Annotated in this window: 10 protein-coding genes and 8 pseudogenes; 6 read left to right on the top strand and 12 right to left on the bottom strand. The window is 70.2% G+C overall.

The window, feature by feature from the left end; translation table 11 throughout:
- Positions 1-13 precede the first annotated feature (13 nt).
- The 4 genes and pseudogenes from FF86_RS61255 to FF86_RS30305 all read left to right on the top strand — a co-directional run.
- Positions 14-96 (top strand): annotated as a pseudogene (locus FF86_RS61255) (WD40 repeat domain-containing protein); the annotation flags it as partial.
- 1 nt (position 97) lies between these two features.
- On the top strand, positions 98-352 hold a 255-nt coding region (locus tag FF86_RS61250), incomplete at its 5' end, for a hypothetical protein (RefSeq protein WP_242419911.1).
- 259 nt (positions 353-611) lie between these two features.
- Positions 612-1,211: a TetR/AcrR family transcriptional regulator gene (locus FF86_RS30310; RefSeq protein WP_052681601.1), complete on the top strand. Its 600-nt coding sequence runs from the start codon at positions 612-614 to the stop codon at positions 1,209-1,211.
- Between the two features lie 298 nt (positions 1,212-1,509).
- Positions 1,510-2,340, top strand: a complete 831-nt coding sequence (locus tag FF86_RS30305) for a bifunctional 5,10-methylenetetrahydrofolate dehydrogenase/5,10-methenyltetrahydrofolate cyclohydrolase (RefSeq protein ID WP_044888494.1) — start codon at positions 1,510-1,512, stop codon at positions 2,338-2,340.
- A gap of 40 nt (positions 2,341-2,380) precedes the next feature.
- Here the strand turns inward: FF86_RS30305 and FF86_RS30300 are convergent, their stop codons facing one another.
- The 3 genes and pseudogenes from FF86_RS30300 to FF86_RS61245 form a co-directional block, all read right to left on the bottom strand.
- Complete coding sequence (locus tag FF86_RS30300; protein ID WP_236706626.1) at positions 2,381-3,703, bottom strand: diguanylate cyclase; 1,323 nt, start codon at positions 3,701-3,703, stop codon at positions 2,381-2,383.
- Between the two features lie 711 nt (positions 3,704-4,414).
- Positions 4,415-5,610: pseudogene (gene bioA / locus FF86_RS30295) on the bottom strand (adenosylmethionine--8-amino-7-oxononanoate transaminase); the annotation flags it as partial.
- A 1-nt stretch (position 5,611) separates the two neighbouring features.
- The coding region (locus FF86_RS61245) for a hypothetical protein (RefSeq protein WP_242419912.1) at positions 5,612-5,701 on the bottom strand (90 nt) is incomplete at its 3' end.
- Positions 5,702-5,967: 266 nt separating this feature from the next.
- Here FF86_RS61245 and FF86_RS61240 point away from each other — a divergent pair.
- A pseudogene (locus tag FF86_RS61240) lies at positions 5,968-6,136 on the top strand (rhomboid family intramembrane serine protease); the annotation flags it as partial.
- Between the two features lies 1 nt (position 6,137).
- Positions 6,138-6,747: rhomboid family intramembrane serine protease (locus tag FF86_RS30290; RefSeq protein ID WP_242419910.1), on the top strand; the 610-nt coding region annotated here is incomplete at its 5' end.
- A gap of 87 nt (positions 6,748-6,834) precedes the next feature.
- Here the strand turns inward: FF86_RS30290 and FF86_RS32925 are convergent.
- The 9 genes and pseudogenes from FF86_RS32925 to FF86_RS61215 all read right to left on the bottom strand — a co-directional run.
- Positions 6,835-7,068 (bottom strand): annotated as a pseudogene (locus FF86_RS32925) (integrase core domain-containing protein); the annotation flags it as partial.
- A gap of 306 nt (positions 7,069-7,374) precedes the next feature.
- Positions 7,375-7,959: pseudogene (locus FF86_RS61235) on the bottom strand (transposase); the annotation flags it as partial.
- Between the two features lies 1 nt (position 7,960).
- Positions 7,961-8,170, bottom strand: a pseudogene (locus tag FF86_RS61230) (IS4 family transposase); the annotation flags it as partial.
- A gap of 1 nt (position 8,171) precedes the next feature.
- The coding region (locus FF86_RS61225; protein ID WP_242419909.1) for a transposase domain-containing protein at positions 8,172-8,554 on the bottom strand (383 nt) is incomplete at its 3' end.
- A 124-nt stretch (positions 8,555-8,678) separates the two neighbouring features.
- Positions 8,679-8,818, bottom strand: a pseudogene (locus FF86_RS69430) (IS3 family transposase); the annotation flags it as partial.
- A gap of 60 nt (positions 8,819-8,878) precedes the next feature.
- Positions 8,879-9,130 carry an IS3 family transposase gene (locus FF86_RS32920; RefSeq protein WP_255354250.1) on the bottom strand — a complete coding sequence of 84 codons (252 nt, stop codon included), beginning with the start codon at positions 9,128-9,130 and terminating at the stop codon, positions 8,879-8,881.
- A 173-nt stretch (positions 9,131-9,303) separates the two neighbouring features.
- The gene (locus tag FF86_RS32915) at positions 9,304-9,594 is read right to left on the bottom strand and encodes a transposase (RefSeq protein WP_082122338.1); all 291 of its coding nucleotides are present in this window, start codon (positions 9,592-9,594) and stop codon (positions 9,304-9,306) included.
- A 144-nt stretch (positions 9,595-9,738) separates the two neighbouring features.
- Positions 9,739-10,185: pseudogene (locus tag FF86_RS61220) on the bottom strand (restriction endonuclease); the annotation flags it as partial.
- A 1-nt stretch (position 10,186) separates the two neighbouring features.
- Positions 10,187-10,509 (bottom strand): DUF222 domain-containing protein (locus tag FF86_RS61215; protein WP_396230196.1); only part of this gene is annotated, 323 nt, incomplete at its 3' end.
- Positions 10,510-10,559: the final 50 nt, after the last annotated feature.

Here is a 10,559-nt window from a genome sequence, read left to right as displayed (position 1 = left end):
CACCGGCCACCCGCTGCGCACCCTGGCCGGCCACGACCGCCCGGTCCGCTCGGTCGCCTTCTCCCCCGACGGCACCCTGCTGGCCACCGCCGCCGCNGATCGCACCGCCCGGCTGTGGGACGCCGCTACCGGGAACGCCATCGCGTCCCTGATTCCCATGCCGGCGGGATGGGCCGTCCTGCTGGCCGGCGACGCCTACAAACTGGTGGGTGAACCTGACGGCGCATTCTGGTGGATCATCAAGAACGTCCGCTTCGAACCAGGCGATCTTGACCGCTATGTCCCGGCCATCCACCGGCTCCTGCCCGACGCCCCGCTGCCGCTGCCGCCTCCTGGGCGCGTCGCGGGATGACGTCAACATCGTTGATTATCATGACGGCATCGACGACACCGAGGAAAATCCAACGAGTGGGGCGGACCCCGACGACAGGTCGGGTCCGACGGACCCTGCTGCCGCCGACGAGGCGGCCGAGGCCGTCCCGGCGAACACCTCACCTCCGGACGGCGAGCGCGCGATCACAGCCGATCCGTCCGATGCGGACGCGGGCCGGCGGGGACGGTCGCGGCGGTCGCGGCGGACGCCACGGGGGACGTTGTCGCGCGAGGTGCTGATGGCGGCGGCGATGGAGGTCGTCGACACCAATGGCGCGGGGGCGTTCAGCATGCGGGCTCTCGGCGGGTTCCTCGACTGCGACCCGACCGCGATGTACCGGCATTTCGCCACCAAGAACGCCCTGCTCGACGCGCTCGTCGACAGCGTCATCCGGGACGGGGTCGCGGACCTGCCGGAGACCGACGATCCGCGCGCCGACATCCGCGCGAACTTCCGCCAACTCCGCCGCTCGCTGCTGGCCCACCCGACGCTGGCCCCGCTGGTGCTGCGCCGCCCGCCGGGCGTCGGCGCCTACTGGGAGCGCTCCGACCACGCCGTCGCCCAGCTCCACCGCGCCGGCATGGACCCGGCGGACGCGGCCAACGTCTACCAGACGCTGCTGTTCTACACCCTCGGCCACACCCTGTCGGAGGCCCGCCAGCTCGCCCGCGCGGTGGAGAAGGAGGGGGCGGGCGCCCGCGGTGGGCCGGTGGCCCAGGTGCGCCCGCCGGCGGAGCTCCATCCGGACCTGTCCGACGTCGCCCCGCACCTGCGGGAGGACAACGAGTCGCAGTTCCTCGCCGGGCTCGACCTGATCCTGCGCGACCTACCCCGATAGTCGTCCCCCGATAGTCGTCGTCCGCCGCAGCGGCGGGCCCGAGGCCGGCGGCGGGACGTCCCGGGCACGAGCACCCTAACCCGTGACGGGTACCCCGTGACGGTTACGGCCCGGCGCGGCCTTGCTACGGTACGAGCGAGCCCGTGGCCCCGAGCCGCCCGCGCGAAACGCCCCAGATTCTCACGGTGGGCCGCCGCGGCGCCACCCGCGGGTGACCGCGGACGGCGGGTCGAGCAACCGGCGCCGCGGGCCGGCCTGACGACGCCGACGAACGAAGACGACGAGATCGGAGTACCGGATGAGGTTGCTCGACGGGCGGTCCATGGCCGCCGAGATCGGCCGGTACGTGATCGACGAGGCAGAGCGGCTGATGCTTGCCGGCAAGACGCCGACGCTGGCCGTGGTCCTACCGAACGCGGATCCGGCCGCCCGCTCCTACACCCACATCATCGAACGGACCGCCGGCAAGGTCGGGGTTCGCTGCGAGCCGCACGAAGCCACCGCCGGGGCCGCGGCGCTGCTCGACACGGTCGACGCACTGGCCGCCGACCCGCTGGTCGACGGGATCATCGTCCAGACACCGCTGCCCGCGGAGCTGAGCTCCCGCGAGGTCGGCGAGCACATCCCCGTCGCCAAGGACGTGGACGGGATGAACCCGGAGAGCCTGGGTCGGCTCGCCCTGGGGCTGCCGGGCTTCGCCCCGGCGACCGCCGCCGCGGTGGTGGAGATCCTCACCCGCGCCCGCATCCCGATGGCCGGCGCTCGGGTGTGCGTCATCGGTCGTGGGCCGGTCGTCGGCAAGCCGGTCTCGCTGCTGCTGCTCGCGGAGGACGCGACCGTCACCGTCTGCCATTCCCACACGAAGGACCTGGTGACGATCGCGCACGAGGCCGACATCATCGTGTCCGCGACGGGGGTACCGGGCCTGATCGGGGCCGGGTTCGTCCGGCCGGGGGCGACGGTCATCGACGTCGGCACCGCGGTCACCGCCGCCGGCCAGGTCGGCGACGTCGACGCCGCGGCCATCGCCTCGGTCGCCGGTGCCCTCACCCCCGTGCCGGGCGGAGTCGGCCCGGTGACCACCATGCTGCTGCTGCGCAACACGATCCGAGCCGCCCGCGCCGACTGACGCCGCGCGCCGGGGCACACAGCCAGGCCGGGACGCACAGCTAGGCCGGGGCGCACAGCGGGTCGGCGAGGCGGACCCGGTTGCGGCCGTCGGCCTTCGCCCGGTACAAGGCGGTGTCGGCGCGCGCGATGAGCGCGGACAGGTCGCCGGGCGGCCCGTCCTGGGTCGCGACGCCCACGGACACGGTGACCGACAGCGGAGGTCGGCCGTCGAGCCGGCAGCGGGTGCCGGCGACCTGGCGGCGGATCCGCTCGGCGATGTCGAGGGCGTGCTCTCGTCCCGCCTCGGTGAGCAGGATGACGAACTCCTCGCCGCCGAAGCGGCCGACGAGGTCCCGCGGCCGGGCCGTGGCCCGCAGCGTGTCCGCGACGGCGAGCAGGATGACGTCCCCGATGAGGTGGCCGAAGCGGTCGTTGACCCGCTTGAAGTGGTCGATGTCGACGAGCAGCACCGACAGCGGCCGGCCGGTGCGGGCCGCTCGGCCGATCTCGCGCTCGGCGACCTGGTGCCAGTAGGCGGCGTTGGCGAGCCGCGTCTTCGCGTCCGAGCGGGCGGCGAGCAGCAGGTCGGCGTGCAGCAGGCTGCGTTGCAGCAGCAGTACCGGCGGGGTCACGGCCAGCATGAGGAACGGGCTCGCCGCCCACAGCACCGCCACCACGATCGACGAGCAGATCTCGGCGGCCCGCGCCGGCACGAGCTCGCGGCGGGCGCGCCGCGGCGCCCGCGCGGGGCGCCCGGCCGGGCGATGGACGTCGGCGCCGGACGGCGCTCCCCCGAGCCACGCATCGAGGCCGTCGCCCCGGCCCGATCGGGCCATCCCGACCCCGGGCAGACCGGCGACCAGCGGGTACACGGCCACGGCGGACAGGAACGCCAGCGCCGCGGAGCCCGAGCCGACCAGGCCCTCGACGGTGAACGGTCCCCTGGTCGGGCTGAGCAGCAGGTGCACGCTGGACGCGCAGAAGCCGGCGATGCCCAGCGCCGCGGCATGGAACATCCGTAGGTGCGGCGGGCGGATCGGGTCGGCGCGGCCGGCCAGCCAGCACAGCGGCAGGCCGATCACCGTCGGGTAGAACGGCGGCAGCAGCACGGCGACGGCCACCGTCCAGGTGGCGAGCAGGTCATGCCGGGCGGCCGGGGAGACGGTGAGGTCGGCCCCCAGCCGCCCGGCCACGACCACCGCGAACCCCCCGAGGGCGACGAACGCGGCGAACGCGAGCACGTCGACCCAGCGTGGCCGCAGCCCGGCGATCGCGACGCCGACCAGCGTGGCCCAGCACAGCGTGACCCCCACGACCCGGCGCACGACCGTCCGCGGTGCGCGCCACAGCATCCAGCCCCGCCCGACCAGCTGCGGTAGCACCCGACCTGGCCGGGGCGGTCGGTCCCCACCGACCCGCCACCGGCGGCTCCGGTCGGTTCGCGGGCCGCCGTTCCCAGCGCTCCCGCTCCGGGAGCCGCCGACCTCAGCGCCGGGAAGGCCAGCGCCGAGAAGGTCAGCGCCGGGAAGGTCAGCGCCGGGAAGGTCAAGGCCGGCCATGCGCAGCGCCGGCGGACAGGCGGCAGAGGGGCGGGGCTGCGCCCGCGGGGTGCGCACCCGCAGCCGTCGCCACACCCGGNGGGCGCCGCCCAGCAGTACGCAACTCGGGCGACGTGGCAGTCGTAGGCGTAACGGCATTGGCGGATGGCCTTCCTCGTTCTCGTCCGCGGCCGTGGTCGGCCGGAACCGCCCGGTGAATCCAACCTCGTCGTTGCTACTCACAGTGAATCGTTGAGAACGAAGAGTACGAAGACGTTCGCGTCATTCGCAACCGTCGCAATGGCGCGGCTAACTGCTCCGCGGCGGCGGCCGGCCGCATTCTCCCGCCGCGACGGGCCCCGAACTCGTTCCGGAAATGGCATCTGACCTGCGACGACGAATGGGGCGACGAAAGGGCCCGCGCCGTGGCCCACCGGCCGTCGTCCACGCCACGACGCCCGCGGAGAGACCACACACGACACGCCCGGGAAACGGCATGGCTCCGCGTCTGGGACCAGAGTCGGCCGAGCCGCGGACCAGCCGAGGACCAGTTCCTCAGGTGGTGCGGGCGACCGCCTCGACCATCGCACCGGTCAGGGTGGCAACGTCCGCCGGCGACGTGATGAACGGCGGCATCGTGTAGACCAGCCGGCCGAAGGGCCGCACCCAGACGCCGAGCTCCACCAGCAACGGCTGGATCACCGCCATATCGACCGGTTCCCGCGTCTCGATCACGCCGATGGCGCCGAGCACCCGCACGTCGGCCACTCCCGCCAGCTCTGCCGCCGGGGCGAGGCCCGCGGTGAGCCCCGCGGAGATCTCGGTGACCCGCGCCCGCCACGGCGAGGACAGCAGCAGCTCGACGCTGGCGTTCGCGACGGCGCTCGCCAGCGGGTTGCCCATGAACGTCGGGCCGTGCATGAACGCCCCGGCGGGCGAGTCGGACACGCCGGCGGCTACCTCGTCGGTGCACAGCGTTGCGGCCATCGACATGTAACCGCCGGTCAGCGCCTTGCCCAGACACATGATGTCGGGGCTGATCCCGGCGTGGTCGCAGCCGAACAGCTCCCCCGACCGGCCGAAGCCCACGGCGATCTCGTCGGCGATGAGCAGCACCCCATGGTGATCGCACAGTTCACGCACCCGGGCGAGCCAGCCGGGTGCGTAGAAACGCATGGCCCCGGTGCCCTGCACCACCGGTTCGAGGATGACCGCGGCGAGCTCGTGGGCGTGCCGGGCGAGCAGCCGCTCGAACTCGGCAACGTCGGCGTCCTCGCACGGCTCGTCGTAGGCGCGCCTCGGCGCCGGGGCGAACAGGTGGCGCGGCAGGAGCTGGCTGAACAGGTGGTGCATCCCGGCGTCCGGGTCGCAGACGGACATCGCGCCGGAGGTGTCGCCGTGGTAGCCACGACGGATGGTCAGCAGCCGGGTCCGCTCGGGCCGACCCCGGCCGGTCCAGTACTGCAAAGCCATCTTGATGGCCACCTCGACGGCGACGGATCCCGAGTCGCAGAGGAACACCCGGCGCAGCGGCTCGGGGGTGATCGCCACCAGCGTCTCGGCGAGGCGCACCGCCGGCTCGTGGGTCAGGCCGCCGAACATCACGTGCGACATCGACCCGAGCTGGGTGCGCACGGCCTCGTCGAGCACGGGGTGCCGGTAACCGTGGATGGCCGCCCACCACGACGACATCCCGTCGATCAGCTCGCGGCCGTCGGTCAGCGTGAGGCGCACCCCCGCGGCGGACGACANGGCGAACAGCGGCCCGGTGTGCGACGCCGCGGCGTAGGGGTGCCAGACGGCCCGGCGGTCCCGGGCCACGAGATCGGAGGAGGGCTTCACCCCTCCTACTCTGGTGCATCGGCGACGCGGGCGGCCTTCCCGGGCGATGCGTGCGCGACGCACGTCACGCCACACCGGGCCCCAACCGCCGGGCCTACCGGCCCCCCACCAGCCGCGACGTCCACCAGCCGTGCCCGACGGCGACGCCACCCGGCGCACCGGGCAGGATGGGCGGCGTGGTCATCCCGATTCACGACATCAACCNGCTGAGCCGGCGGCCGATCGTCACCTGGCTGCTGATCGCCGCGAACGTAGTGATCTTCATNTTCTTCGAGCCTGTGGTGAGCTCGGTCGCCGGAATCGGGACCTCGACCCCACAGAACGTCTGCGAGCAGCAACGGTTCTTCCAGGAGTGGGGCGCGATACCCCGGGAGCTGGTGCACAACGCCCAGCTCTCCGCCGCCTACTCCGGCCACATCGGCGTCGACGCCGCCGNCAACCCCGGATGCATCGTGCAGACGCCGCCGAGCTTCGACAAGATTCCGGTTCTCTCGGTACTGACCGCAATGTTCCTGCATGGAAGCTGGCTTCACCTCATCGGTAACATGCTGTTTCTCGGAGTCTTCGGCAACAACATCGAAGATCGCATGGGTAGGCTGTTCTACCTGCTGTTCTACCTGGTCTGCGGGTACGCCGCGACCTACGGCTTCGCACTGTTCGAAAGCGGGTCGTCGAGCACCCTGATCGGCGCCTCAGGTGCCGTCGCCGGGGTGCTTGGCGCCTATCTCGTCCTGTTCCCCAGAGCTCGTGTCATCGGCCTGGTATCGGTGCTGTTCTTTCTGCCGTTCTGGTTGCCGGCCTGGATCGTCCTCGGTTTCTGGTTCGCGCTGCAGTACGTGTACTTCACGGGATTCGGCGTCGCCGACGGGGGCGCGGTCGCCTATGGTGCGCACGTCGTCGGCTTCATAGTCGGGGCGCTGCTCGTCGCGCCGTTCATCCGTCAGCTACGCGCGGCCGGACCGGGCACGCCGCCCCGGGTGCCGCAGCACCGGTGGATCCGCGGAACCGGAGCCTCCGCCGCCGCCCGGCATCGCCGGAGCTACTGATTTTCTTTGAAGTGGGGTGGCCTGGTTCCGCGGGGCCGTTGGTGTTGATCGGCCCCGCGTTTTCCGGACACATTCTATCAGTCGGTTTTAGGCCGCATCATTGCGGTTCAGGAATTCGTTGTGGACTTCTTGCGGTGTTCTGTAGCCGAGCCCGGAGTGGAGTCGGCGGGTGTTATAGTGGAACTCGATGTACCGGGTGATGTCTCGGCGCGCGTGTTCGCGAGTGGGGTAGGAGGTGCGGTGGACACGTTCGTTCTTCAGGGCGGCGAAAAACGACTCCGCCATTGCGTTATCGTAACATATTCCGGTCCGTCCGACCGAGTGCCGGAGGCCGAGCGTGACAAGGGTCCTCGCGAACTCCTCCGAGGTGTAGTTACTCCAATGCCACTAAGATAAGATCGGAATCTTGATCGCAAGTTTCGGAACAAAGATCACGCCTCCTCCCGGCGTCAGCTTGGTCGGGAACGTGTGCCGGTTTCCTCGCTTGCTTACGCGGGGGTAGCGTCGCGGTCTGCGTTCACGCGTGATCCTTTCAAGAATTTCTGCGATCGTCCTCGCGGCCGCCTTGGCGAGTGTCGAGGGGGGAAAAGGCCGCCTGGTCTGTGACCTGGCGGCGGACGATGTTCNGGGTCCTTTGGAAGGAAAGCCGGTCCGGGTCGATTCCGCCGCTGTCCGCGGCCTCGACCATGAGTGCGCGGATCGCGTAGTGGGCGAGGAGGAGCCCCCAGAATTCCTGGCGGACCATGGCCGGGGACTTCGAGCGCAGCCCTGCGCCGGGTGCGAGCAGTTGTGTCTCGATCTCCTTGAGGGACAGCTCGTACTCCCAACGCTGCTGGTAGGTCGCGGCGAGCTCGAGGGCGGTGGCCTCGGCGGGGTCGAGGATCGTGGTGACCAGGCGGAACGTCTCGGACGATCCGCCGTCGCCGGTGTCGACGGTGTATTCGATGACCCGGACCGGTATGTGGCTGGCGTCCCTGGGGTCGGCGACCGCTGCCAGCGGCATCCGCCAGGAGCTTCCCCGGTTCTTCTTCGACTTGATGGTGGACAGGTAGGAGCCGTCGGGAAGCAGCGACTCGGCGGGAAGTTTCATGTGGGCGGAGACCCGCCAGAGCAGTGCGGCCCCTGTCACCATGAACTCCGCCCACAGCTCGAAGCTGAAGAACCCTCGGTCGGCGGTAATCAGCATGTCCGGCTCGACGGAGCCGAGAAGCCNGGTCGCGAGGTCCCTTTCACCGTCCCGCATACTGCCGGTCGTGGCCGCCAATACCGCGTGCGTACCACATTCCACCAGCCCTACCGACCTGATCTGCGGAAAAGGCCGCCGGGTACCACCACGCGCTTTCTCGAACGCGGTGAGGTTTTCCGCGGTGTCCGGAACGTCGATGTTGACGCCGTCGATGGCCATGAGCCGCCATGAACGAAGNCACGCACCCGCCGTGCCCAGCTCCGCGAGTGGGACCGCGACCCGTTCGAACAGCAGCTTCAACGGCTCCTCACCGAGGCGCTCACGTGCCTGGCTGAGCGCGCTCGTCGACGGCACCGTCCACTCATCCCGCCAGACCGCCATGAACCGCAGACCGCCCACAAGGCGGCGCAGAACCTCCTCGTAACCGTCCCGGAAAACCGCAAGCGCGACCACGAAATAGACGACGACGTGTGCAGGAAGTAGTCGGACCCGTTTCTCCCGCCTACCGGTCTCGGTAAGGACCTCGTCCACGGCATCTCGTGGGATAACTCGCGCGAGCACACCCACAGAGATGTGGTCCGTAAGACGTCCCGCCAGTGACGGCTCCTCACCTGAATCCACGCGCCATTATATCGCGGCGANCCCTCGCGGAAGAATGCCATGCAACCGCTCGCTCACCCAAAAACAGNAACGAAACGATCAAGCGTTAGTTGATCTTGTCGGTGCCGGTCCTTATCTTAGTGGNATTGGTAGTTACTCCCTCGATCGGTGTGGAAGATCGCGCCTGGGGTGAGCGGGATGGTGCGGGCCGCATTGATGATCGCCGCGGAAATCAGCGGGGTTCTGTAGTGGTCATCCATGGCATAACCGATGATTGCTTTGGTGNGGCAGTCGATGACCGTGGCGANGTACAGCCATCCTTCCCAGGTCGGAATGTAGCTGATGTCACCGACCATTTTCACGCCGGGGGGCGGAGGCGGTGAAGTCACGGTTGACCAGGTCCGGGATCGGGCCGGTGAGGCCGGCGTCGGTGAGGGACTGCCGCCAGGGCCGGGGCTGGTAGGCGACCAGGTCCGCCTGGCGCATCAGAGATCGCACGAGTTCGACGCCGCAGGTCTCGCCCTGGCGGGCGAGGTGGGCGTGGACACGGCGGTGTCCGTAGGTTCCGTCGGAGCCCTCGAACACAGCTATGATCATCCGGGTGAGGTGGGCCCGGCGCCGGCTGGTCGCCGACGCCGGTCTCCCTCGCCATTCGTAGTATCCCGACCTGGATACCTCGAGCCAGCGACACATCGCGTCGATCCGATATTTTCGGGNGCCCGCCGGTGTGCGGGTGTCCTTCTCCACGTCGATGAACTCGTATTTCGAGCTTACCGATATTCCTGGGCGAAGAAGGAAGCCGCTTTTCCCAAGAATTCCGCCTTGAGGCGTAGTTCCCGGTTTTCCTTCTCAAGTTCCCGCAGCCGTGCCCGTTCCGGAACCGTGAGCGGCGGCTCGTCTCCGGCATGCTCCTTCCGGTAGGCCGCTACCCAGACACCGAGAGTGCCTTCCAGTATTCCGAGTTCGCGGGCGACCGTGGCGATCGGACGTGACGTCTCGATCACCGATTTCACTGCCTCTTCGCGGAACTCCGGGGAGAATTTCCTGCGACGTTCAGCCATGTGGCACACACTCCATTCCGTGTACAGTCTATTAGATCGACTGCCCGGAATTCTCGGGGCGCCTCACCGCGGTGCTGGTGGCCGGGGTGGGGCTGGTGGCCGGGAGGGCGGCGGTGTCGAGGGTGAGGGTGTGGGTCGGGGTCATCAGGCCGGGTGCGGGCCGGTCGAGGAACCGTCGGCCAGAGCCATCAACGCGTCGGCGTCCCCCCGGCGGTCCCGCGGCGCGGCCACGGACTCCCCCTCCGCCGGCGGCCCCTCCCCCTCGGCCTCACCCGACCCGCTCACCTCGCCAGGCTGGCCGGGCTGGCCGGGCTGGGCGGGCTGGGCGGGTGGGGTGGGGGGTGTGGTGCGGTGCAGGCTGGCATGGGCGGCGTCCAACGCCGCGAGCAGCCGGACCCCGTCCTCGGCAGGCAGAACCGCGGTGAGATGCAACATCCCCTCGTCGTCGTACCGCCACCCCACCTTCCGCGCCGCCCGCCGCGCGGACCGATCACCACTCACCCCCCGATAGGCACGGACCACCCGTTCCAACTGCCCCGCCGTGCAGTACCGGGCATGGGTCAACCACACCTGCTCGGTCGAGGCCTGCGCNACCCGGCTGACCGCACGCACCTTCGCATACGACAACGTTCCCGCCGCGAACGCCGCCCGGATCGCCGGAAGCCCCTCCAACGCATGCGCGACCGCCAGATACTGCCGGGCCGTCCGCGACCCGATCCCGCACCGCCACGACAACCAGTGCGCACACGACCGCATCCCCACCCCCGACCAGCCCTCCCGCCGATCAAACGCTGCCAGCAACATCAACCAGCCACACGTCGCCGCCGCGAGCCGCCCCGCCCACCGGCAGATCGACACCTCCAACTCCGCCACCGAACCCCCCTCCACATCCCCCCGAACAGATCCCCCTCCCAGCCCGCAACCGGCCCGCGCACCGGCACCTCCCCGACAACCGCCTCCCCCCC

The sequence above is a fragment of the Frankia sp. CpI1-P genome, from assembly GCF_001421075.1.
GTDB lineage: Bacteria > Actinomycetota > Actinomycetes > Frankiales > Frankiaceae > Frankia > Frankia torreyi.
This window is presented reverse-complemented; position numbering and strand designations above follow the sequence as displayed.

Bases quoted from the DNA above. Each gene is read 5' to 3' on its own strand.
- FF86_RS30305 (WP_044888494.1), top strand. From the start codon at position 1,510: ATGAGGTTGCTCGACGGGCGGTCCATGGCCGCCGAGATCGGCCGGTAC.
- FF86_RS30310 (WP_052681601.1), top strand. From the start codon at position 612: ATGGCGGCGGCGATGGAGGTCGTCGACACCAATGGCGCGGGGGCGTTC.
- FF86_RS32920 (WP_255354250.1), bottom strand. From the start codon at position 9,130: ATGATCATAGCTGTGTTCGAGGGCTCCGACGGAACCTACGGACACCGC.
- FF86_RS32915 (WP_082122338.1), bottom strand. From the start codon at position 9,594: ATGGCTGAACGTCGCAGGAAATTCTCCCCGGAGTTCCGCGAAGAGGCA.